This is a genomic window from Gemmatimonadaceae bacterium (assembly GCA_035606695.1).
Taxonomy (GTDB): Bacteria; Gemmatimonadota; Gemmatimonadetes; order Gemmatimonadales; family Gemmatimonadaceae; genus JAQBQB01.
Window position 1 is genome coordinate 96936 of record DATNEW010000041.1, and the last position, 23935, is coordinate 120870.

Sequence of the window (23935 nt, forward strand, 5' to 3'; positions counted from 1 at the left end):
GGGAGAAAGATAGTGCGGGCGCGGCGCCCGCCGCGCCATCCCCTGCGGCGCCCGCCGCGCCATTCCCCTCTTGACTCACCCCATCAGCCCCACCATGTTCTATCCAGACTCTCAATAGAGCATCTGAAACTATGAAGCTCCCCGTCCTCAAAGGCACCCTCGACCTGCTCGTCCTCCGCGCCCTCTCCTGGGCGCCGATGCACGGATTCGAGATCGTCTCCTGGCTCGAGCGCGCCGCCAACGGATCGCTCGACATCGACGACTCGGCGCTCTACCAGGCCGCCTACCGGCTCGAGGAGCGCGGCCTCCTCCAGGCCGAGTGGGGCGTCACCGAGAACAACCGCCGCGCGCGCTACTACAAGCTCACGGCGGCCGGGCGCACACATCTGCGAGCGGAAACGAAGCAGTGGAAACAGTACGCCGACACGGTGACCGACATTCTCACCGCGAAAGGGGCGACCGCGACCGGCCCCACCGCATGATTCGCCAGGGTATTCGCCGCGTCCTCTGGCTCGCGCTGCGCCGGCGCGACCGCTGGGAACGCGAAGTCGAGGAGGAGATCAAGATCCACCTCGCACTGCGGGCCGAGCAACTCATCGACGAAGGTCGCTCGCCCGACGCCGCGTATGCCGAGGCGGTTCGCCGCTTTGGTCCGCTCCACGACGCACGCGCCCGATTACTCCAAGCCGCACGCCACCGCGAGGAACGCATGCAGCGCACCGAATACCTGGACGATCTCCGGCAGGATACGAGCTTCGCGCTGCGGGGCCTCGCGCGACAGAAGATGTGGACCGTCGTCACCGTGATCACGCTCGCGCTGGGCATCGGTGCGACGACGGCGGTGTTCAGCGTCGTGAGCACGCTGCTGCTGCATCCCCTGCCCTATCCGCACGCGGATCGCATCGTCTACGTCAATCAGCAGCCGAGCGGCGGCAACAACACCGGCATTCAAGTCACCATCACGCCGTCGGCGCCGGTGATGCGCGCGTGGATGCAAAGCTCGCGCAGCTTCGAGACGCTGCTTGGATCGACACTCGGACCCAAGCGGCTGAAGACACAGAGCGGCGAGCCAAGCACCATCATGGCGGAAGCGGTGTTTCCGTCGTTCACGGACTTCACAGGCATGCGCCCCATGCTTGGCCGGATGTTCACGAACGCTGACATCGAGAGCGGCGGCCGCGTCGCCGTGGTCAGCGAATCCTTCTGGCGCGACCGACTCGACGGAAGTCGCGACGTGCTCGGCAAAGTGCTCACGCTCAACGATTCGACGTACGCGATCGTCGGCGTGATGCACGACATCCGCCTCGCGAACGGGTCGCAGCCTACAGCCGTGTGGCTTCCGCTCGACGTCCGCAATGATGCGCTCGGCATGTCGGTGATCGGACGCTTGCGGCCCGGGGCTACGCCCGCAACCGCGGCGAAGGAGCTTGATTCGATCTTCGCGCGCTCGGCGGGATTTACTGGCGGTAAAATCCCATTCCGTGCCGTCGTCACGACGCCGGCGCAACGCGTCGCGTTCCGCGACTCGTTGATCATGCTCGCCGCGGCGGTCGGTCTGGTGTTGCTCGTGGCATGCGCGAATGTCGCGCATCTCTTGCTCGCGCGCAGCGCGACCCGGCAGCGCGAGCTCGCGATCCGCGCCGCACTCGGCGCCGGGCGTGGCCGATTGCTCCGGCAATTACTCACCGAGAGCTTGCTGCTGAGTGGGATCGGCACACTCGCCGGGCTGTTCGTCGGCTGGGCCGGGCTCCACGCGCTCATCGCGAAGCGGCCAAACTCGCTGCGGACGCTTCAGCAAGCGCACCTCGACGGGACGACGCTCGCGATCGGCATCGGCATCGCGCTGGTGAGCGGCGCCTTCTTCGCGATCATCAGCGCCGTGCAGGCATCGCGGCACGCGACGCACGATGCGCTCAAAGCCGGCTCGCTCGCGACGGCGGGCGGCACGCGCCGCCATGGCCGCGGTCGTGCGCTGCTCGTCGTGAGTGAGATGGGTCTCGCGGCGATGCTGCTCGTCGGCGCGGTGTTGCTGGTGCGCAGCGTGAGCAGTTTACAGAATACGAATCTCGGATTCGAGCCACGGGGCCTGTACACGTTCAACGTTCCGCTGAAGGCGCCGTCGCTGGCGAGCGACGCGGCGAAGCGCGAAGCGCTCGCCGGATTCCTCGCTCGGCTGCATCAGCTTCCGACGGTACGCAGCGCGAGCGCCGCCAGTGTCGCTCCAGGCTCGCGCTGGTTCAGCATCGGACGCCTGGAAATTGGCGGCGAAGCGCCGCCGCCGCACGAAAGCTCGTCGTTCATCGACATCAACAAGGTGCAGCCGGGCTATTTCGCGACGATGGGCATTCACATCGTCGAAGGCCGCGTGTTCTCGGACACGACCGACGCCGGCCATCAGGTGATGGTGAACGAGAGCTTCGCGCGAAAGCACTGGGCACGTGGAACCGCGGTCGGTCGGCGATTGCGCATCGCGCAGACTGACTCCGAGCCGTGGCTCACGATCGCCGGCGTGGTCAACGATGCGCAGACGAACGGGCCGATCGCCGAATCGACGGCGCCGATGCTGTACGTGCCGCTCGACAAGATCGGAGACCAGGTCGTGGTGCTCGCCCGCGTCGCGGGAGACGCAGGGTCGCTCGCCCCGGCGACGGCATATCTGAAGGAGCTGGGCATCAAGCGTCCTGCGCCACCCGAGTCCGTGTTGCAGCGAGTGTCGGCGTCGATCGCCACGCCGCGCTACGTGACGATGTTGCTGACGATCTTCACCGCGCTCGCGCTCATGCTGACCAGTGTCGGTCTCTATGGCGTGATGTCGTACACGGTGGCGCAGCAGACGCGCGAGATCGGCATTCGCGTCGCCCTCGGCGCGAACGGCGGCCGAATCGCGCGGGCGGTGGTCGGCCGGGCCGCGGCACTCGCGGTCTGCGGCGCCGTCGTCGGCTTGATCGCCGCGGTGTGGGGGACCAAGCTGATCGAAACACAGCTCCACGGCGTGACGCGCCTGGACCCGCTGTCGTTCACCGTCGGCGGCGTCGTGTTGATCGGCGCGGCGCTCGCGGCGTGTATCGTGCCGACGCGGCGCGCGCTGTCGGTGGATCCGGTGACGGCGATTCGGGCTGATTAGAGAATACTAAACCGCTGCGTCACCGTTCGCGGGTCCAGAGCATGAGCGCGCCGCACCGGCCGGACGTGTGCGCAAAACCGATGGGCAGCAGGTCGCTGTCGGGATACCATTCCACGGCGCCGAGCGTCGTGACGTCGTATTTCGAGAGGTCGAACGGCAATTCGTCCAACGAGAGTCCGCCGCCGCTTCCTTTCTCGAGCACGCCGTGCACGTGCGTATCGCTCGGCGGGCTGTACCCCATCGGCAGATCGGGTGCGAGCGGCACGCCGTCCAGATAGACCTGCGGTGGTCCGCCCGACGCGCACCGCGGTGACTTGAGCAGCAGGATCGCCGACGACGCGTAGCCCTTCGGATTCTGTACCACCTTGAAGCCGGGCGCGCGCGAGGCGAGCACGTTCGCCAGCGGACGTCCCTCGTTCGCGCGCAACACCTTCTCATCGACGAAATACCCACTCTCGGTCTTTCGCCGCTCCTCGAAGCCGCGCAGCCCGATGGACAAGTAGTGCGGCGCCGAGTCGGCTTTGGTGACGACAGCGCCGAGCTGCGTCACGCGCCGCAATACGACGGTGACCGGCGTGGTATCCGACGGCGAAATCGCGACCAGAAGTGTTTGCACCTCATAGCCGAGTTTTTGAAGGCGAACGAGGCTGCCGCCGTCGGGAAGAAAGACGAGAGCGACGGTGCCGGTTTTCGTCGTCTGTGACGACATCCCCGTGACCACGTCGGTGACCTTGACGCTATCGACCGGGTCGCCGCTCGCCTCGTCGAAGACGCCGAGGAGGCGAAGGCGGTACGCCGGCACCCGCGTTGCCGACGCTTGCGCGGATGGTTGCGACGGTGTTTGCGCCAGGCTCGCCGCACTCGTGACAACGACTAACGCTGCGGCGAGCGTCAACAACCGACGTCCAGCGGACCACATCATTGGTCCTCCTCACGCGAAGTCCCCGGTGGTTCGGCAGCTACGTCAGCTACGGCCCCGGGACAATTCGATAAATCTTTCCCTCGAACGTCATTACATATAGCTCGCCCGCACCGTCTTCCGCAAACGACATGATCGACCCGACGTTGTCGAACCACTGCTGTGCATCCACGGGAACGCCATTTTGAAGCCGGAAGCTCCGAATCCAGCCGGCGCAGAAGTCCGCATAGAAGTAGCTGCCGCGAAGCGCGGGAAGCTTGTTGCCGCGATAGACGTACCCGCCGGTGACGGAGCAGCCGGTCGGGTGCGTCGACGTCAAGGCGCCGGGACGGCCGGGATGAGAATACTCTAACACCGGCACGATGGAGCCCGGATCGCTGCAGCCGGTGGTGCTCTCGGGCGAGCAATGCGTGGCCTCGAGCTTGTTCCAGCCAAAGTCGTCGCCCGCGCGTGTCGGCGAGACGGCGTTCACTTCTTCCCAGTCGTCTTCGCCCACATCCGCAACGTAGAGGGTGCCGGTCACGCGGTCGAACGAATCCCGGAACGGATTACGAAGTCCGTACGCCCAGATCTCGGGCTTCACGTTCGCGACGCCGACGAACGGATTGTCGGCGGGCACCGCGTACGGCGTACCGCCATCGACGTCGAGCCGCAGGATCTTTCCGAGCAAGAGGTTCTTGTTCTGCGCGTTCTCCGAGTCGCCGGCGCCGCCGTCGCCCGTCGAGATGAAGAGCTTTCCGTCCGGACCGAACGCCATCCACCCACCGTAATGATCGAACGGCGGCGGATGATCGATCTCGATGATCGGCTGCGCCGTCGAGGTGCTCACCTTGTTCGGATCGCTCGACACCGTGAAGCGCTCGACACGGTTGTTGAACAGCGTGTCGACGTAATCCACATAAATGAATCCGTTCTTCGCGTACTGCGGGTGAAACGCGAACGCGTACAGGCCGTTCACACCTTTGTTGACGCGGTCGCGAAGATCGAGGAACGGATCGGGAAGGATCTGGTCATTTTGAATGATGAAGATGCGCCCGTCGACCGTCCCCAGGAACAAGCGCGAGTCGCCGGGTGGCGCGGACATGAATCGTCCGCTGACGCCGCTCGCGATCAGCTGCAGCGCGAGATGCGGCAGTGCGCCACGCACGACGGTGAACGTCGCCGTGCCGCTCTTGCCTTCGGACTGCGCGGTGATGGTCACGCTGCCCGGTGAGACGGCAGTCAGCACACCGCCGGTGCGCACCGTCGCGACCGAGGTATCGGAGCTCGTGAACGTCACGGTGCGTCCGGTGAGATCGTTGCCGTTGGCATCCTTGACCGTGACGACCAGCGTCCGCGTGTCGCCGATCGTGAATGTGCTGGTATCAGCGCGAATGGCGACGGTGGCGACGGGCTGCGGCGTGACCGTAATCGCGACGCTCCCGCTGGCTCCGCCGCTCGTCGCGTGAATGGTCGTGCTGCCCGCACCAACCGCGGTCAGCAGGCCGCTGGCGCTGACCGACGCGACCTGCACGTTGTCGGAAGTCCACGTGAAAGTCGCGGCGGTAACCGCCGATCCATCGCTCGTTCGCGCGACGGCTGCCAACTGCTCGGTGGCGCCGACGATGAGCGACGCGTTTGGCGCCGTCACGTCGACGCGCGCGGTCACGATGGGCGGCGTGGAATCACTTCCGCACGCCGTGATCGCGCCGACGCAGAACGCGGCGGCGACGAGGGATCGACAACGAGCCAACATCACTCCTCCAAATGTCTTCAGTTCGACGCGCTGCCTGCGCGCTGGCCGGTGCCGTTCAGGAAGCGGATGAACTCCGCCGCGCTGCGCGTCATGCCGAGGAAGGTTCGCTCGGGCGTTCCGGACGCGTCGATGATGGCGTACAGCGGAAGCGCCACCGTATTGAACCGGCCTTGCTCGAAGAGCTGTTGCTCGCGGTCGCGCTCGGTGCGGCCGTCGGTGAACAATCGCACACGCACGAAACGTCCCAGCTGCGCACGAACGTCCTCGCGCGGGAACATGTTCGCTTCCATCCAGCGGCAGTTCGTGCACGTGTAGCCCGTGAAATCGATCAAGACCGGTCGCCCCGTCGCGCGCGCCTCGGCGAGCGCGCCCTCGTAATCATCGATGCGCCAGATCAGCTCGCGGGACCGAACGATCCCGCTGGCGCCGGACCCCGCGGGCGGCAGAAACGCCTCCGCTTCGCCCAGGCGCCGGCCACCGATGCCCGAAGCAAAGAACACTCCAGCGACGACTGCGACGGCCGCACCAACCCAGTAGCGCGTACGAGAGAACGTTAGCCCGCGGACACCGACGCGCACCCCGGACAAATATCCCGCTAGCAGCAGCGCGAGCGCCGCCCACACCGCGAGCACGACGCCGCGGGTGAACACGCCCCAGCCACTCACCAGATCGGCGTTCGACAGAAATTTGAGCGCGGCGCCCAACTCGAGAAACGCCAGCGTTCCCTTGAGAGCGACCATCCAGGCGCCACTTCGCGGCAGTCGCGTCAGTGCCCGCGGCACGAGCGCCAGCACGAGGAATGGCAGCGCGAAGACACACGAGAACACGAACAAGCCGATCGCGGGCCACCGCCAGTTGCCCTGTGTCGCCGACACGAGCAGCGTGCCGACGAGCGGCGCCGTACAGGTGAACGACGTCAACGCGAACGTCGCGCCGATCAGCAACGTGGTGCCGGCGCGCCCGAACCGATTCGCGCGCGACAACGCGTCGACGCGATTGATCACCTTTGACGGGAGCGCGAGATCGACCGCTCCGAACAAACTGAACGCGAACGCCACGAACAGGGCGGCGATCGCGAGGTTGAGCCACGGGTTCGCCGCGAATCGGCTGAGCGCTGCGGTCCCGAACGCGATCGACATGCCGAGCCCCAATCCCGTAAACGCGCCCACGATGCCGAGCGCGTACAGCGCGGCGTCCGCAACCGCGCGGCCGCGGCGCCCCGACGCACGCGTGCTGAAATACGAGATGGTGATGGGCACCATCGGGAACACGCATGGCGTAAGGAGCGACAGCGCGCCCATCGTCGCCGCCAACCACACGAAGAGCAGCAGATTCTCGCGGCCGGAGGTCCCGTGTTCCGTGATGGGCGCGGATGCTGATGCTCCCTGCACGCCGCCGCCGCCCGCGACAGACCCGGCGACCGGGGTGCCCTCGACCCGCACGTCGACCCGCGCCGTGTCCTCGCGTGGAGGCAAGCAGTATCGCGCGTTGCACGTTTGATAGCCGACGCGAACGAGCAGCGCGAATTTGCCGCGCGCGATCGGATCGATCGTCACCGGAACGGTGAACGTCGCGCTATCGTCGTACGTCGAGGTCTCGAGCTGAAAGTTCGGGTCCATCGCCACGACCGGCTTCGGCGCGCCGACCGGACCGGCGACTCCGGCGAACATGGACGGGCCAATGTCGATCGAGGTCGCGATCGGGCCGCCGGGCGGCTCCGTCAGGCCGTACAGATGCCAGCCTTTCGGAATCTCGGCGCGAACCACCAGCGAAAGGCGACCGCCCGGCCGCACGGCACTCGAGCCGGCGACGCGGGCGGTGATGGCGATCGGATGTTCCTGCGCGCGACCGATGGACGGCCGCGCGACTGACATTCCAATGAGCGCGGCGACAATTATGCGGTGCGCACCGACGTCAGGTGCCATCACTCGCATGCGCGCTCAGCGTCAGCGCGCGCGTCCGATTCTCCTCGACGACGCGTTGCACGAACGTGTCGAGCGAGATCGAGTTGGGCTTCTGCTCCTTGCCCGCGCCGCGCACATTGACGGCCACGGTCCCCTGTTCCGCTTCTCGTTTTCCGACGACCAGCATGTACGGGACTTTCATTCTCGCGCCCTCGGCCACGCGGTACTTGAGCGTCTCCGAGCGTGCGTCGAGATGAACGCGCACGCCCGCGTCATGTAATCGCTTCTGCACCGCTTCGGCGTATTCACGATAGTCGTCCGTGATCGGCAGCACGCGGACCTGCTCGGGCGCGAGCCACACCGGGAACGCCCCCGCGAAATGCTCGATGAGAATCGCAATGAACCGCTCGAGCGAGCCACTGACCGCCCGGTGAATCACCACCGGACGATGCGCCGCGTTGTCCTCGCCGACGTACGTGAGCTCGAACCGTTCGGGCGCGTTGTAGTCGAGCTGAATCGTCCCCAGCTGCCATGGGCGGCCGATCGAATCGGTGACGTCGAAGTCGATCTTCGGCCCGTAGAACGCGCCGTCGCCCGGCTTGAGCTCGAACTCGTGCCCCGTGCTCTCGAGTGCCGCCTTGAGCGCCGACTCCGCGCGATCCCACAACTCGTCGCTGCCGATGCGCACCTCGGGGCGCGTCGCAAACTTCACCGTCGCGCTCAGGCCGAACGTCGCGTAGTAGCCGAGGATGAACTGCAACAGAAACGCGACTTCGCTCGCGATTTGATCTTCGCGGATGAAGACGTGACAGTCGTCCTGCTGAAACTGGCGCACGCGCGTGAGGCCGGACAACGCGCCCGTCACTTCGTTCCGGTGCAGCACGTCGAACGTCACGTACCGCAGCGGCAGCTCGCGATAGGAATGCTTGTGCGACTGATAGAGCAAGTAGTGCGACGGACAGTTCATCGGCTTGAGCGAGAAGTCATGCTCGCCCGTCTCGGTATCGAGCACGAGGAACATGTTCTCGCGGTACTTGCCCCAGTGCCCCGAGATCTCCCACAGCCCCTTGTTGTAGAGCAGCGGCGTCTTGATCTCCTTGAAGTCGTCGCGCTGGCGCTCGCGAATGAAATCATTCAGCGCGTTGAACAACACCGTACCCCGCTCGGTCCAGAACACCGCGCCGGGCGAGAACTGGTGCATCATGAACAAGTCGAGCTGCTTGCCCAGCAGGCGATGGTCGCGCTTCTTCGCCTCTTCGATGCGGGCCAAGTGCGCGTCCAGATCTTCCTTCTTGAAGAAGGCCGTGCCGTAGATGCGCTGCAGCATCTGACGCTTCGAGTCGCCGCGCCAATAGGCGCCAGCCGTATGCGTCAGCTTGAAGTGCTTGAGCCGGGACGTATCGGGCACGTGCGGGCCGCGACACAGGTCGATGAACGGACCATCCGTGTACGTCGAGATGACTTCATCGTCGCCGAGCTCCGAGAGCCGCTCGAGCTTGAGCGGATCGTCGGCGAAGCGTTTCTGTGCTTCGGCGCGATTCACCTCGTCGCGGACAAACGGATACTTCTCCGCCGTGACTTTGCGCATCTCGTTCTCGAACGCCGTTATGTCGTCCGGTGTGAACGGCTCGGCGACCTCGAAGTCGTAGTAGAAGCCGTCATCGATCGAGGGACCGAATCCGATCTTCGCGTCGGGGCGCAGGCGCCTGACGGCCGTCGCGAGGATGTGCGCGGCCGAGTGGCGCAGAACGTCGAGTGCGTGCCGATCGCGGTCGGTGAGCACCTTGAACGAGCCACTCGCGCGCAGCGGCGTGACGAGATCCTGAATGGCGCCGTTGACTTCGACCGCGACGGCGGCCTGCAAGAGGCGTTCGCCAATCGACTTGACGACTTCCGAGGGGAGCGTGCCGGCGGGCACCGTGCGCTGCGAACCGTCGGGCAGCGTGAGGGTTAATTGCTTTTCTTCGGAGTCAGCGGGACGATCGATCATCTAGGTTGTTATTTCCGAGGGAGCGAAGCGACCGAGGAATCCGGCAACAAAAAATGGCCCTCTTTTTGCACGCCGTGCAACGGATTTGCCCAGTTGCTCTGTCCGCGTAAATTATCCCTCTGCAACAACCTCCGCCACAGGATTCACGCGCTATGTCACCGTTCCGCTATCGTGAGGAGGAATCCTCATCCACCGGCACCATACTCGGCGTCCTGGCTGGCGCCGTGGCGGGATTCGCCGTCGGGATGATCGTGGCGCAACGCGTGGGCGGCTTCAGTGGCCTCAAGTCGAAGATCGCGCGCCGCGGTGAGCAGATGCGCGACAGCGCCCAATCGTTCCGCGAGCGCTACGCGACCGCCGACGACGAAGGCGAGGACGAATTCGAGGATTACGAGTCCGACGACTTCGAGGGCGGCGACTACGACGCGGGACTCGAGGAGCGGGTGCTCGAGGCCTATCGCAACGATCCCATTCTCTCAGAGCGCGCGATCGACATCGGCTCGATCTCCGACGGTGTGATCGAGCTCGCGGGCTGGGTCGAAGACGAGAGCGAGGCGCAGCACGCCGTGACCGTTGCCCGCGGCGTCCCGGGCGTGGACACCGTGGTGAATCGCATTGCGATCGGCGACGAAGAGCGGCGGTTCGAGGAAGCCGCGCGTCGCGTGCGTGAAGGCGATCCTTCGTTGACCGAAGCGCACTGGGAAGGCGGCCAAGTGGGAACGGGCCGCCGCCGCCAGGGTAGCTCCGACGAGCCTGACCGTCACGCCAGTCCTAAGGTTCCGCTCGAGGATCGCTGGATGCGCGCGGACGACGCGGTGCGCAACGCCGCAGACGACGTCGAAGGTTTGGCCGAACGTCGCTCGCGGTCGAAGAAGTCCGTGCGTGGCGATCGCACGGGCGGCGCGCCCGTCGCGCCGACCGGTGTCCCCAAGGGGGACCACGTTGCGAATCCGCTCGAGGCGGACAGACAAGCGGCACGAATCGACGCCACCAAGGACTCGGGTGGCGCGCAGACCGAGAGCTCGGATCGATATTGATCCGCTTTCACGGTTGAGTGATTCGAGGGCCGCTGAAAAGCGGCCCTTTCCTTTATCTTAGAACCACCTATGTCCCTGCCAGACCGATTCGATTTCGCCAGCACCGAGCCCGAGATCTACAGGCGGTGGCTCGACGCCGGGGTGTTTCACGCGAACGCCGACGACTCCAATCGTGTCGGCGGCGATCGCGCGCCGTACACCATCGTCATGCCGCCCCCGAACGTGACGGCGATTCTGCACGTCGGCCATGGGCTCAACAATACGGTGCAGGACGTCATCATTCGCTGGGCGCGAATGAAGGGAACGAACGCGTTGTGGGTGCCGGGCACCGATCACGCCGGCATCGCCACCCAGAACGTCATCGAGAAGCAGCTGGCGGCTGAAGGCAAGACGCGCTTCGATCTCGGCCGCGACGCGTTCGTGCAGCGGACGGAAGGTTTCGTCGCCGAAACAGGTGGCGTCATCCTCGAGCAGTTGCGCGGCATCGGCGCGTCGGCGGATTGGTCGCGCACCGCGTACACGTTGTCGCCCGAGCTCTCGCGCGCGGTGCGCGAGGCGTTCGTGCGGCTGTACGAGCGCGGCTTGATCTATCGCGGCTACCGCGTGATTCACTGGTGTCCGCGGTGCCTCACGTCGTTGAGCGACGAGGAAGCGGAGTTCAACGACGAAACGGGAAAGCTGTATCACATCGCCTACGCGGTGCAGGGCCAGCCGGGCCGCACGCTCATCGTTGCCACCACGCGTCCCGAAACGATGCTCGGCGACGTGGCGGTGGCGGTGAATCCCGATGACGAGCGGTATCGCGATTTGATCGGCAAGCACGTGATGCTGCCGGTGGTGAACATCGCGATTCCCGTGGTGCCCGACGCATATGCCGACCCCGCGTTCGGCACGGGCGTCGTCAAGATCACGCCGGCGCACGATGCGAACGACTTCGAGGTGGGCAAGCGGCACTCGCTCCCGATGCCGATCGTGATCGACGAACGCGGCCTCGTGCGCGAGGTGAAGGACGCCGACGGACGCGTGCCGGCGGAGTTGAGCGGGCTCGATCGATTTGACGCACGCGATCGCATCGTCGAGATGCTGCGCGCGAGCGGCGCGATGCAGAAAGTGGAAACGCACAATCATGCGGTGCGGCACTGCTATCGGTGCGACACTGTGGTCGAGCCGCGCCTGTCGGATCAGTGGTTCGTGAAGATGGAGCCGCTCGCCCGCCCTGCCCTTCAGGGACATCGCGACGGTGCCATTCGCATTCTGCCGGAGCGGTGGGAGGCGGTGTACGTCAACTGGCTCACCAACATTCGTGATTGGAACATCTCGCGGCAGCTGTGGTGGGGTCATCGTATTCCGGTCTGGTACTGCAAGGACTGCGATCCGCCGCAGGACATCATCGTGAGCCGCGAGGATCTCACCGAGTGCCCGTACTGCGGATGCCCGGTGAAACAGGACGAAGACGTGCTCGACACGTGGTTCTCGTCGTGGCTGTGGCCGATCTCGACCCTCGGCTGGCCAGACGAGCAGTCGCCCGATCTGGCGGCGTTCTATCCGACGGACACGCTCGTGACGGCGCCGGAGATTCTCTTTTTCTGGGTGGCGCGCATGATCATGTCGGGCTACGAATTCATGGGCCGAGCGCCGTATCACACGGTGTATCTGCACGGCACGGCGCGCGACACGCAGCATCGCAAGATGTCGAAGTCCCTGGGCAACGGAATCGATCCGCAGGACGTGATCAAGTTGTACGGCGCCGATGCGCTGCGCTGGACGCTCATCGCCGGCATGGGCATGGGCACCGACGTCATTCTCGATCCGGACGACATCGACAAGTCGTTCGCGCCGGGCCGCAACTTCGGCACGAAGCTCTGGAACATCGGACGCTTTTTACTCGATCGGGTCGGGAACGATCCGGTGCGCGCGGTGTCGCAGCTCGATGCGGCGTCGCTCACGCGCGCGGACCAGTGGATTCTGTCGCGGCTCGACACGGCGATCGAGGAATGCGATCGCGCGCTCGGACCGCTGCAGCCGACGACGCCGCACGAGTCGCCCGACACGCACGTGTGGACCGACGCCGAGCGCTACGCGGGCCTGCGGCTGAATGAGTACGCGGAGTCGGCTCGGCGCTTCGTCTGGAATGAATTAGCGGATTGGTATTTGGAATCTCTAAAGTCACGTCTCGAGGTGTCGGGACCGGACCGCGAGGTCGCGCGCGCGGTGCTCGTGCACGCGTTCGACAACGCGCTGCGCCTGCTGCACCCGGTGGTGCCGTTCGTGACCGAAGCGCTGTGGCAGCAATTGCCGGGACACCGCGCCGGTGAATTGCTGGCGACCGCGCCGTGGCCCGCCCGGGAGCGCGCCACACAAACCGTCGCGGCGCAGGAATTCGAGTCCGTTCGCGAGGCCGTGCTCGCGATTCGGCAAATTCGCGGCGACAACAATGTGCCGCCCGGCAAGATGATCGACGTGCTCGTGCGGCCGAAGGCCGCGGGCAACGGCGGCAACGGCGGCAACGGCGGCAACGGCGGCAACGGCGGCAGTCCGCGCGCTGTGTTCGAGAGCGAGTCGGGCACCATCGCCCGCCTCACCCGTGCCGAGGTGCGCGTGGTGGACACGGCGCCCGAGGGGGCCGCGGCGCACGCCGTGATCGGAGGCGGCACCGAGATCATCGTGCCGCTCGCCGGTCTGATCGACGTCGAGAAAGAATGCGGCCGCCTGCGCGGCGAAGTCGCGGAGCTCGAGAAGCAGATCGCGTCGCGCGAGGGGCGACTGAACAACGCGAAATACCTGGAGCGCGCGCCGGCCAACGTCGTCGCGAACGACCGCGCCATCCTCGAGGAGATGAAATCCAAGCGAGATCAACTCGAGGACAAGGTGAAATCCCTGTGCGGAGCGTGAGCATTCCAACCACGCTCCGCTGGACGGCCGCGGCGGTGGGCGTCGGCCTCATCGCGTGCGCCTCGGCCGGCACGCCGCCCGGCGGTCCCGAACGACACGATCCTCCGAAGATCGTCTCGATCTCGCCCGAGTCGGGCGCGACCAACGTCAACATCAAGAGCGCCGAGATCAAGTTCGACGAGGTCGTGAGCGACCGGCCGTCCGGATCGGCGACGGACCTCGATCAGCTTTTTCTCATCTCGCCGCGCGACGGCGCCGCGTCGGTAAGCTGGCATCGCGACCGAATCACGCTCAAGCCGCGCAAGGGCTTCCGAGCCAACACCGCGTATCGCATCACGATGTTGCCGGGACTGGCCGATCTGCGCGGCAACGTTCGGAAGGATGCACTGACCATTCTGTTCGCGACCGGCGCCAGCTTTCCGCCGTATGGCATCATCGGCCGCGTGTTCGACTGGGCGACGCAACAGCCCGCGCGTGGCGCGTACGTCGAAGCGTCCGTGGTCGGCGATACCACGCTCGCCTACATCACGGCGACGGATTCACTGGGCCAGTTCGACGTCGGTCCGCTTGCCGCGGGCAGCTACCGCGTTCGCGCGATCATCGACGCGAATTCGAATCGCACGCTCGACCGCGGAGAAAAGTGGGATACGGTGACGACGCAGGTCACGACGTTTCGGCCCACGGTCGAGTTGTTGGCGATCGAGCGCGACACCATCGCCGCGAATTTCTCGCGCTTCACGGTGGACGACAGCGTGACGCTGCACGTGGAGTTCGATCGCCCGCTCGATCCGTTACTCCCGCTGCAGCCCGCGCTCTTCACCTTGCAGCGTCCGGATTCGTCGCAGCTCGAGATCACGTCGGTGCAATGGGCGGCGGCATTCAATCACGCGAAGGCGGTCGCGGATTCCGTGCGCGCCGATTCCGCGGCGCGAGCCCGGCCGGACACCGCGGGGGCGCGAGCAGCTCCGCCCGCGCCGACGCCACCGCCCGCCGCGGCGCCACAAGTCCCGGGCTTCCGCCCGCCGCCGCCACCGCCGAAGCCAAGTCAGCTTCCCCCTGAGAACACGATCGTCATCAAGGTGGCGCCGACCACGCCGATGCTGGTCGGCAAGAGCTATCGCCTGAGCGCGCGCGGCATACGCAATCTGCTTGGAAAGTCCCGGCCCATCGCTCGAACGTTCACGGTCCCGAAGCCCGTTCCGCGCGACACGACCAGGCGCTCGCCCACCGACACGACGCGTCGGCCCTCGACCCCAGGTAGACCACCTACAGGTAGACCGCCTACGGGTCGACCTCCGACAGGTCGTCCGCCCATCCTCCGATGACCGACGCGCGACGCGCCCTGCCCAGCGTGAACGCGCTCCTCGACAGCCGCGCGGTCCGACCGCTGCTCGAGCGCGCGCCGCGGAGCCTGGTCGTGGACGCCATTCGCGACGCGCTCGACGCCGCGCGGCAGACGCCGGCCTCCGCGCCGGCCGACGAAGGGGAGTGGGCCCGGGCCGTATCGTCGCGGCTCGATCGCGCCACGCGGCCCTCGCTGCAGCAGGTCATCAACGCGACCGGCGTCGTGCTGCACACGAATCTCGGCCGCGCGCCGCTCGCCGCCGTCGCGATCGACGCCATCGCCCGCATCGCCGGCGGATTCACAAATCTCGAATACGATCTCGAACGCGGATCGCGCGGCAGCCGGTACGTGCACTGCGCCGCGCTGTTGCGCGAGCTCACCGGCGCCGAGGACGCGCTGGTCGTGAACAACTGCGCGGCGGCGTTGGTGCTCGTGCTGAATACCGTCGCCGACGGTCGCGACGCCATTCTGTCGCGCGGGGAGCTCGTCGAGATCGGCGGCAGCTTCCGCGTGCCTGACATCATGCAGAAAAGCGGCGCGACACTCGTCGAGGTGGGAACGACCAATCGCACGCACCTCGATGACTATCGCCGAGCGATCGGCAGCGCCACCGGCGCGCTGGTCAAGGTGCATCGCAGCAACTTTGCGCTGACCGGATTCGTCGCCGAAGCAAGCTCGCGCGAGCTCGGCACGCTCGCGGCCGAGCACAAACTTCCGCTGATTCACGATCTCGGCAGTGGGCTGATGCTGCGACTCGACGAGTTCGGCCTGAGCGGCGAGCCCACGGCGCGCGACGCGCTCGCCGCCGGAGCGAGCGTCGTGACGATGAGCGGCGACAAACTCCTCGGAGGGCCGCAGGCGGGACTCATCCTGGGCTCGCGCGAGATCATCGAGCGAGTTCGTCGCAACCCGCTCACGCGCTCCTATCGCGTGGACAAGCTGACGTTGGCCGCCCTCGAGGCAACGTTGTCGCTGTATCGGGATCCGGCGCGGGCACTGCGCGAAATTCCGGCGCTCGCGCAGCTGACGTGCTCGGTGGCCGACCTGCGCGAGCGCGCCGACCGCATGCTTCATCAGCTCGGCTCCGCTCGCGTGAGCATCACCGACAGTGAGGCGAGCGTCGGCGGCGGCGCATTTCCCGACGCGCGCATTCCGTCCGTGGCGCTCGCGATCGACGGAGCCGCGACGGCGATCGAACAAGCGCTGCGAGGCGGAGAGCCGCCGATCGTCGGCCGCGTGAACGACGACCGGGTCCTGCTCGATTTGCGCGCTGTATTCCCGGCGCAGGATGAGGCGGTGGTGTCGCGACTGCGCGCGATCCTCACGTGACACGTCGTCCCGCCGCCTTTCTCGACCGGGACGGCACGATCATCCGTGACGCCAACTACGTGGGCGATCCAGACGACGTCCAGCTGCTCCCCGGCGCCGCGGCGGCGATCCGGCAGCTGACCGACGCGGGCGTCGTGCCGGTGATCATTACGAATCAGTCGGGCATCGCGCGTGGCTATCTCACCGCCGACGACTACGAGCTCGTGCGCCGGCGTGTGGACGCCATGCTTCACGCTGAAGGCGCAGCCGTCACCGCGACATACATGTGCCCGCACCACCCGTCCATCACCGGTTCGTGCGACTGCCGAAAGCCGGGCCTTGGCTTGTATCGGCAGGCCATCGCCGAGCTCTCGCTCGACCCTGCCCGCTCACTCTTTACCGGCGACCGTTGGCGCGACGTGGCGCCCGCCCGCGAGCTCGGGGGACTTGGCATCCTCCTCGACGTCGGATCGACACCGCGCGCCGATCTCGAGCGCGGCCTGCGCGAAGGATTCATCACCGCCGATTCACTCGGCGAGGCCGTCGCGACATATCTGCATACGCTTCCACCATCCGCCGGAGTTGAATAGAATCCGCGCGATGACTGCACGCATCGCGGTGCTCGCTTCCGGCGGCGGCTCGAACCTGCAAGCCATTCTCGAGCACTTCGATCGTCTTGGCGAGCGACGCGGCGGACAGGTCGTGGTCGTGGCGAGCGATCGGGCCGGCGCGGGCGCGCTCGAACGAGCCATGAGCCGCGACATCCCGACGTCGCTCATCGCGACCGACAAGTATCCCGACCGTCCGCAACTCGAGGACGTGCTGCGCGAGTATTCGATCGATCTCGTCGTACTCGCGGGATACCTCAAGCTCGTGCCGATCGAGGTCGTGATGAGCCATGTCGGGCGCATCATCAACATTCATCCCGCGCTGCTGCCATCGTTCGGCGGGCCCGGCATGTACGGCCACCGGGTGCATCAGGCCGTGATCGACTCCGGCGCGACGGTGACCGGTGTGACGGCGCACTTCGTCGACAATGAATACGACCGCGGCCGAATCATCGCGCAGTGGCCTGTGCCCGTCTTCGCCGCTGACGACGCCCGTACGCTCGCGGCGCGCGTGTTGCGCGTGGAGCACATCGTCTATCCGCGCGTCGTCGATGCGGTCGCGAGCGGGCGTACAACGCTCGACAATCCATGTATGCTCGGCGTCGGTGCGGTCGTCGACGGCCGTCCCTCGTTCACCCTGCTTCCGCATGAGGATTCTCGTCTTGCCGAGAACATCGAGCTCGCACTGGGCCATTGAACTGCGCGCTGTGACGCTGGCCGCATGCTGCGCCGTTGCCCTACCCGCGATCGCGACGGCGCAGGACACGAGCGCCGTAGGTCCGTACGCGCGCGCCGTGTCGACGTGGATCTCGCTGATCGCGTCGCCCGGGTCGGAGCGAATCGCGACGGATCGCATCGTCAGCGCCACCTCGGGATTCGTGCGCGATCGCGTGGGGAATCTCATCAAGAAGGTCGGTGACGGCTCTCCGCGGCGCGTGCTCGCGTGTGGGCTCGACGAGTCGGGCTATGTCGTGAGCGAGATCACCGACGACGGGTATCTCCGCGTGCACATGGACGGCAACGAGCGGCACGTCGCGCTGTGGGACGAGTATCACGAAGGCCAGCGCGTGATCGTCGCGGCGCTCGATCGCGCGATCGCCGGCCGCGCGCGCGATCTGCCGGGCGTCATCGCCGTGCGCAGCAATCACCTGTGGCGCCATCGCGTTGCGGACGAATCGCCGACGTCGATCGAGAATGTCTGGGTCGACATCGGCGCGCGATCGCGCGCCGAGGCGGTGCGCATGGGCGTCGACGTGCTCGATCCGGTAGTGCGCGATTGGCCCGAGTGGATGTACGCCGATGAAGTCGCGGGTCCCGCCGCGGGCAACCGCGCGGGATGCGCCGCGGTTGCCGCCGCCGCGCAATCCAACAATCACGACGCGTCGGGCGAAACGGACTACATCATCTCGGTGGAGAAGTCATTCGACTGGGCGGGCCTCACCTCGGCGATCGCACGCCTTGGCCGCGTCGATTCACTGTTCATCGTCGACGCCACGGTGGGCGGCGAACGCAGCGCGCCGCACGCCGTGAAAGCGCCATGGGCGGCGCTTCCTGCGCTCGACGTCGGTGCGGTGCTCGGCATCGGCGTACGCACGCGATTCCATGGAACGCTCGCCGAGTCGATTGCGGAGAATGATCTGGCGGCATTGCATGGCGCGGTTGCGCGCGCAGCGGGACTCGGTGGCGAAACACTGGCGGCGGTGCCAGTCGCGCACGGCTGGGCGGCCGCGCCTCCGCTCGTCGTTCGCGATTCCCTCTCCCGCTACGCCGACATGCTCGGCAAGCTGGTCGACGTCTACGCGCCGTCGGGGCACGAGCAACCGATGCGCGACGCAATTCAGCCGCTGCTTCCCGCGTGGGCGCGCGACTCGGCGGTCGTCGACACGGCGGGCAACATCGTCCTCGCGATGGGCCCGGACCGCGACACGACGGTGTTCGTGGCACACATGGACGAGATCGCGTTCGAGGTCACGCGCATAAACCCCGACGGAACGGTCTCGCTACGGCCGCACGGATCGTTCTTTCCGTTTCTCTGGGAAGGACAGCCGGCGCTGTTGCACCGCGCGGACGACAAGATTCCGCCGCGCGACGGAAAGCTAGGTTGCTCCGCATCGCGCGAGGGACCGTTGCGGGGCGTGTTCACGGTTCGTGACAGCTCCACGCAGCGTGAACCGTCGGCGTTGACCGTGTGGTTCGGCCGAAGCGCCGCCGAGCTCGCGACATCGGGCGTGCAGCCCGGTGCAATGTTGACAGGATTCAAATGCTCGGCGCGGCTCGGCGATACGCGTATCACCGGCCGAGCGATCGACGATCGCGCGGGCGATACCGCGCTGTTGCTGGCGCTCGAGGAGATCGATCCCGCGAAGTTGGATCATAAGGTGATCTTCATGTGGTCGGTCCGCGAAGAAGGTGGATTGCTCGGCGCGAAGGCGGTCGCGGCGGCGCTTGGGCCAAGTGTGCATCGCGTGCATGCGGTGGACACGTTCGTATCGTCGGACTCGCCGCTCGAGAGTCATCGCTTCGGCTACGCGGCGCTCGGCACCGGGGCGGTGTTGCGCGCGCTCGACAACTCGAGCGTGACGCCGCCCGATGAGATCGAGCGCGCCGTTCGCCTCGCTCGCGCGAACGGCATTCCGCTGCAATACGGCGTCACGAACGGCGGCAACGATGGATCGGAGTTCGCGCGCTGGGGTGCGATCGATGTCGCCCTTGCGTGGCCGCTGCGCTACAGCCACTCGCCCGCCGAAGTGATGGACCTTCGCGATTTACGATCGCTGACTCGGATGGTGGCAGCGTTGGCCAAAGCGCCGACCGGCGCCGTGCCGCCGGCGCCGCGACGTCCGTAATTTCGTCCAACGCCCAACACCCATCGCCCAACGCCAATGCCCCGTGCTCTGCTGTCGGTGTCCGACAAGACTGGTCTCGCTGATTTCGCCCGTGGGCTCGCCGAGCTCGGATGGGAGTTGATCTCCACCGGCGGCACGTCGAAGGCGTTGCGCGAGGCCGGGCTCACCGTGACAGACGTCGGCGACGTGACCGGCTTTCCGGAGATGATGGACGGTCGCGTGAAAACGTTGCATCCCGCGGTGCACGGTGCATTGCTCGCCCGGCGCGACGTGCCCGAACACATGGAGGCGCTCGCCGAGCACGAGATCACGCCGATCGATCTCGTGGCGGTGAATCTGTATCCGTTTCGCGAGACGGTGGCGCGAAAGAACACGACGCCGGAAGAGGCCATCGAACACATCGACATCGGTGGTCCGAGCATGCTGCGCTCGGCCGCGAAAAATCATGCCTCGGTGTGGGTGATCGTCGACCCGAGCGATTATGGGCGCGTGCTGGCGGCGCTCCACGATCACGACGACGATCTCGACCTCCGGACGCTGCTCGCCGGCAAAGTGTACGCGCATACCGCCGCGTACGACGCCGCGATCGCCGCGTGGTTCGCCCAGCAGCGCGAGGACAAGTTTCCGCCTACGATCGTGGTCTCGTTCGAGCGCGCGCAATCGCTGCGCTACGGCGAGAATCCCGACCAGGCGGCGGCGTTCTATGTCGAACGGCCGGGCGGCGGCCTCGCGGGACTCGCGCAGCGCGGTGGAAAAGAACTCTCATTCAATAACTTGCTAGACCTGGAAGGCGCGTTGCTCGCGGTCGACCCGTTCGGCCAGGAGACCGCGTGCGCCATCATCAAGCACACGACGCCGTGCGGATTGGCGACCGGCGGCAGCGCGGTCGATGCCTACCGCAAGGCGCTGGCGTGCGATCCGGTATCAGCGTTCGGCTCCGTCATCGCGTTCTCGGTGCCGGTCGATGACGCGACCGCCGACGCCGTTTCGAGCTTGTTCGTCGAGTGCATCGTGGCGCCGGCGTTCAGCGCCGGCGCCGTCGAGATTCTCGGCCGCAAGCGAAATTTGCGCGTGCTCGAGGGACGCGCCCAGTGGGGCGACGGCACGAACAATTTGGATTTCAAGCGCGTGCGCGGCGGCGTGCTGGTGCAGGAGCGGGCACGGACGTACATCGATACCGAGGGCTGGACTGTCGCCACGAAACGCAAGCCAACGGACGTCGAGTACAAGGATCTGCTCTTCGCGTGGCGCGCGGTGGCCTCGGTCAAGTCGAACGCCATTGTCCTCGCGCGCGACGGCGCCACGATCGGCATCGGCGCGGGGCAGATGTCACGCGTCGACGCCGCGTTCATGGCGGTGCACAAAGCGGAATCGGCGGGACACGCAACACAGGGTGCCGCGCTCGGCTCTGACGCATACTTTCCGTTCCGCGACGGCGTCGATCAAGCCGCGGCGGCGGGCGTGACGGCCATCGTGCAGCCGGGTGGATCGGTGCGAGACCCGGAAGTCATCACCGCGGCGGACGAGCATGGGATTGCGATGATCTTCACCGGGCGGCGGCAGTTCAGACACTAGCAACCCAATTCCAACCTCGTAGCCGCCCCATTCCCTAAATCCTTCCAATCCATCATCTTTCCTGTCTCCCGCCCCGCGCCCCGTCGGGGCGGTTTGTTGTGTAACAACTCATGGATCGCATGGCGACCTCAACGATCACCGAGCTCGATTACCGGCCGTCGTATCGCGCCGCGTTAGCCGTTTCGCTCGCGACGCTCGTGCTGTATCTGCTCACGCTCGCCCCGTCGACCGCGATGTGGGACACGAGTGAATACATCGCCGCGGCGTACACCCTTGGCCTGCCGCATCCGCCGGGCAACCCGCTGTTCGTCATCATCGGCCGCGTGTTCTCGATTCTGCCGATCGCGACGACCGTCGCGGTGCGAATCAACATTCTCGCGGCGATCTGCAGCGCGGTGTCCGCGGGCATGTGGTTCCTGGTCACCGAACGCATTCTCGTCGCCTGGTTTCCGAAGTATTGGCAGCGCGTACTCGGCGCAGTGCTCGGCGCGCTGATCGGCGCCACCGCGTTCACCGTCTGGAACCAGTCCGTCGTGAATGAGAAGGTGTATACCGTCTCGCTGGTCGGACTTGCGGTCATCTCGTGGGTGATGATCCGCTGGTCGGATGATCCCGACGGAAGGAAGGCGGATCGCTTTCTCGTGCTCGTGGCGTACATCCTCGGTCTGGGGTACGCGAATCACATGGCCGGCATGCTCGCGGCGCCGGCGGTGGGCCTCGCCGTGCTGGTGCGGCGCCCGCGTACGATCTTCCGCTGGAAACTGCTGCTCGCGTGTGTGGGCGCGATCGTGCTCGGCCTCACGCCGTTCGCGACGCAGCCGATTCGCGCCGCCTACTTCCCCGCCATCAACGAAGGCGAACCGACTGCATGCCGCACGAAGCTCGAGCTCTCGTGCACGTTCTCGAAAGGCACCCTCGATGCGTTCGAGTACAACTTCAACCGCGGCCAGTACGGCAAGCCGGACTTGAGCGAACGGCAGGCGCCGTTCGTCGACCAGCTCGGCATGTGGTGGATGTACTTCAAGTGGCAGTGGATTCGCGACGCGCACGATCAACATCAGTTCATGCAGGCGTTGTTCGCGGCGGCGTTCCTGGTGCTTGGCTTGTTCGGCGGGTGGGTTCACTTCCAGCGCGATCGACGAAGTTTCTGGTACTTCGGTTCGTTGATGTTCACGATGACGCTGGCGCTGATTTATTACCTGAACTTCAAGCTCGGCGCGTCGCAGGATCCCAACTCGCAATTACCGCACGAAGTGCGCGACCGAGACTACTTCTTCATCTGGAGCTTCTCGGCGTGGGGCGTGTGGGCGTCGCTGGGTTTGCTCTTCGTGTGGGAGTCGCTCGCGTCGATGTTCGGCACCGAATCGGTGAAGGTTGGACGCGACACCGTCACGATGCCGCGGGACACCGCGTGGCGATACAGCTCGCCCGTGCTCCTGCTCGCGATCGTACCGCTCTTCGCGAATTGGCATTGGGCGTCGCGCGCGGGACATCGTGATACGGCGGATTTCGCCGCGGACATGCTCAATTCGGTCGAGCCATACGGTGTGCTGGTCACGGTGGGCGATAATGACACCTTCCCGCTCTGGTACGCGCAGGAAGTCGAAGGTATTCGGCGGGATGTCATCGTTGCGAATACGTCGCTGCTGAACACCGACTGGTACGTGCGGCAGATCATTCGCCGTCCGCAGTTCGACTACGATGCGGCGAAGGGGCCGGCGCTGTATCGCAATCAGCAGTGGGTGAAGCCGAAGGGTCCGCCGATCAAGATGTCGATGCTCGAGGCGGATTCCGTTCCGGCCTACTATCCGCTCAACAGCCCCATGTCGTTCACGTCGGGCAATCTCAAGGCGACGATCAATCCGCAGAACCTCGATCACGGCGTGCTGCAGCGCGCCGACCTGTTCGTGCTGCGCATGATTCAGGACGCGTGGCCGGAGCGGCCGATCTACTTCGCGCGGACGTCGGGCAGCTACGCGCGATCGCTCGGGCTAGGCGACAACACGTTGACGCAGGGTTTGGCCTCGAAGCTCATCATGCCGCCGGCTGCCGGTGCCGCGAAGGACACGGTGTATGTGCAGGGCGACGGTTGGCTCGACGTGCCGCGCAGCGACTCGCTGTGGCGGAGCGTGTTCAAGGGCCCGCAGTCGGTGATCAACAGCGGGGACTGGATCGATCGCCCGTCGGTCGGCATTCCGTATCTCTATGTCGCGACCGGCATCGAGCTCGCGGAAGCGCTCAAGTCCCAAGGGAAGCTGCAGGAAGCGCAGAACGTGTTCGGCATGTCGAAGCACATCGCGACCGTCGTGCGTCTCGACGACCTGCTTCGTCCGGCCGAAGCCGAGTTCTCGTTGCCGGTCGGCGATACGACGCGCTCGCAGCAACTGCCTGCCCCTGCCGCGCCGCCGGCGGCCGCCAAGACGGATTCGCTCAGCAAGCCCGGCGCAAAAGCGGGAACAAAGGCCGGCCCGAAAACGAAGTAGGATCGCCGTTCGAGGGCCCATGGACGATCGCCGCGCGGCTTCGCAGCTTAGCGCGGCGATCATTACATTTTGGCGGTGGGAGCGCTGGCAGAATGGCTATTGCACCGGTCTTGAAAACCGGCGTCCGCAAGGACTTGGGGGTTCGAATCCCTCGCGCTCCGTGGCTCGC

15 protein-coding genes and 1 tRNA gene are annotated in these 23935 nt (G+C 66.2%); 12 read left to right on the plus strand and 4 right to left on the minus strand.

Annotated features, from left to right (window positions below; genetic code table 11):
- Positions 1-131: 131 nt before the first annotated feature.
- A complete protein-coding gene (locus tag VN706_22250; protein HXT18368.1) occupies positions 132-482 on the plus strand; it encodes a PadR family transcriptional regulator in 351 nt (116 codons plus the stop codon).
- Positions 479-3124 carry an ABC transporter permease gene (locus VN706_22255; protein ID HXT18369.1) on the plus strand — a complete coding sequence of 882 codons (2646 nt, stop codon included), beginning with the start codon at positions 479-481 and terminating at the stop codon, positions 3122-3124. Before VN706_22250 ends, VN706_22255 begins: the two co-directional genes overlap by 4 nt.
- A 19-nt stretch (positions 3125-3143) precedes the next feature.
- Here VN706_22255 and VN706_22260 read toward each other — a convergent pair whose 3' ends face one another.
- From VN706_22260 to thrS, 4 genes are read right to left on the minus strand one after another with little or no spacing between them, the layout of a single operon-like run.
- Positions 3144-4046, minus strand: coding sequence for a hypothetical protein (locus tag VN706_22260; protein HXT18370.1), 903 nt, complete (start codon positions 4044-4046; stop codon positions 3144-3146).
- Between the two features lie 46 nt (positions 4047-4092).
- Positions 4093-5778 (minus strand): PQQ-dependent sugar dehydrogenase, encoded by a 1686-nt coding sequence (locus VN706_22265; protein HXT18371.1) that lies wholly within the window; start codon positions 5776-5778, stop codon positions 4093-4095.
- A gap of 17 nt (positions 5779-5795) precedes the next feature.
- Entirely contained in the window at positions 5796-7712 is a 1917-nt protein-coding gene (locus tag VN706_22270) for a cytochrome c biogenesis protein CcdA (protein ID HXT18372.1), read from the minus strand.
- The gene (thrS, locus tag VN706_22275) at positions 7693-9672 is read right to left on the minus strand and encodes a threonine--tRNA ligase (GenBank protein ID HXT18373.1); all 1980 of its coding nucleotides are present in this window, start codon (positions 9670-9672) and stop codon (positions 7693-7695) included. Before thrS ends, VN706_22270 begins: the two co-directional genes overlap by 20 nt.
- A gap of 152 nt (positions 9673-9824) precedes the next feature.
- On the opposite strand from thrS, the gene VN706_22280 reads away from it, so the two are divergent.
- The 10 genes from VN706_22280 to VN706_22325 all read left to right on the plus strand — a co-directional run bounded on the left by VN706_22280 (position 9825) and on the right by VN706_22325 (position 23927).
- Positions 9825-10709, plus strand: a complete 885-nt coding sequence (locus tag VN706_22280) for a BON domain-containing protein (GenBank protein HXT18374.1) — start codon at positions 9825-9827, stop codon at positions 10707-10709.
- A 69-nt stretch (positions 10710-10778) separates the two neighbouring features.
- Positions 10779-13601, plus strand: a complete 2823-nt coding sequence (locus tag VN706_22285) for a valine--tRNA ligase (protein HXT18375.1) — start codon at positions 10779-10781, stop codon at positions 13599-13601.
- On the plus strand, positions 13598-14926 hold the full coding sequence (locus VN706_22290) for an Ig-like domain-containing protein (protein HXT18376.1): 1329 nt from the start codon (positions 13598-13600) through the stop codon (positions 14924-14926). Before VN706_22285 ends, VN706_22290 begins: the two co-directional genes overlap by 4 nt.
- A complete protein-coding gene (gene selA / locus VN706_22295) occupies positions 14923-16275 on the plus strand; it encodes an L-seryl-tRNA(Sec) selenium transferase (GenBank protein ID HXT18377.1) in 1353 nt (450 codons plus the stop codon). The genes VN706_22290 and selA overlap by 4 nt, the downstream gene beginning before the upstream one ends.
- Positions 16272-16844 carry an HAD family hydrolase gene (locus VN706_22300; GenBank protein ID HXT18378.1) on the plus strand — a complete coding sequence of 191 codons (573 nt, stop codon included), beginning with the start codon at positions 16272-16274 and terminating at the stop codon, positions 16842-16844. Before selA ends, VN706_22300 begins: the two co-directional genes overlap by 4 nt.
- Before the next feature lie 10 nt (positions 16845-16854).
- The gene (gene purN / locus VN706_22305) at positions 16855-17559 is read left to right on the plus strand and encodes a phosphoribosylglycinamide formyltransferase (protein ID HXT18379.1); all 705 of its coding nucleotides are present in this window, start codon (positions 16855-16857) and stop codon (positions 17557-17559) included.
- Complete coding sequence (locus VN706_22310) at positions 17525-19708, plus strand: M20/M25/M40 family metallo-hydrolase (GenBank protein HXT18380.1); 2184 nt, start codon at positions 17525-17527, stop codon at positions 19706-19708. Before purN ends, VN706_22310 begins: the two co-directional genes overlap by 35 nt.
- A 36-nt stretch (positions 19709-19744) precedes the next feature.
- A complete protein-coding gene (gene purH / locus VN706_22315; protein HXT18381.1) occupies positions 19745-21283 on the plus strand; it encodes a bifunctional phosphoribosylaminoimidazolecarboxamide formyltransferase/IMP cyclohydrolase in 1539 nt (512 codons plus the stop codon).
- A gap of 110 nt (positions 21284-21393) precedes the next feature.
- The gene (locus VN706_22320) at positions 21394-23766 is read left to right on the plus strand and encodes a DUF2723 domain-containing protein (GenBank protein HXT18382.1); all 2373 of its coding nucleotides are present in this window, start codon (positions 21394-21396) and stop codon (positions 23764-23766) included.
- 78 nt (positions 23767-23844) lie between these two features.
- Positions 23845-23927 (plus strand) — tRNA-Ser (locus tag VN706_22325).
- The last annotated feature ends 8 nt before the right edge of the window (positions 23928-23935 follow it).

Excerpts from the sequence above, each read along its gene's own strand:
- VN706_22250 (HXT18368.1), top strand. The coding sequence starts at position 132 with ATGAAGCTCCCCGTCCTCAAAGGCACCCTCGACCTGCTCGTCCTCCGC.
- VN706_22255 (HXT18369.1), top strand. The coding sequence starts at position 479 with ATGATTCGCCAGGGTATTCGCCGCGTCCTCTGGCTCGCGCTGCGCCGG.
- VN706_22260 (HXT18370.1), bottom strand. The coding sequence starts at position 4,046 with ATGATGTGGTCCGCTGGACGTCGGTTGTTGACGCTCGCCGCAGCGTTA.
- VN706_22265 (HXT18371.1), bottom strand. The coding sequence starts at position 5,778 with ATGTTGGCTCGTTGTCGATCCCTCGTCGCCGCCGCGTTCTGCGTCGGC.
- VN706_22270 (HXT18372.1), bottom strand. The coding sequence starts at position 7,712 with ATGCGAGTGATGGCACCTGACGTCGGTGCGCACCGCATAATTGTCGCC.
- thrS (HXT18373.1), bottom strand. The coding sequence starts at position 9,672 with ATGATCGATCGTCCCGCTGACTCCGAAGAAAAGCAATTAACCCTCACG.
- VN706_22280 (HXT18374.1), top strand. The coding sequence starts at position 9,825 with ATGTCACCGTTCCGCTATCGTGAGGAGGAATCCTCATCCACCGGCACC.
- VN706_22285 (HXT18375.1), top strand. The coding sequence starts at position 10,779 with ATGTCCCTGCCAGACCGATTCGATTTCGCCAGCACCGAGCCCGAGATC.
- selA (HXT18377.1), top strand. The coding sequence starts at position 14,923 with ATGACCGACGCGCGACGCGCCCTGCCCAGCGTGAACGCGCTCCTCGAC.
- purN (HXT18379.1), top strand. The coding sequence starts at position 16,855 with ATGACTGCACGCATCGCGGTGCTCGCTTCCGGCGGCGGCTCGAACCTG.
- purH (HXT18381.1), top strand. The coding sequence starts at position 19,745 with ATGCCCCGTGCTCTGCTGTCGGTGTCCGACAAGACTGGTCTCGCTGAT.
- VN706_22320 (HXT18382.1), top strand. The coding sequence starts at position 21,394 with ATGGATCGCATGGCGACCTCAACGATCACCGAGCTCGATTACCGGCCG.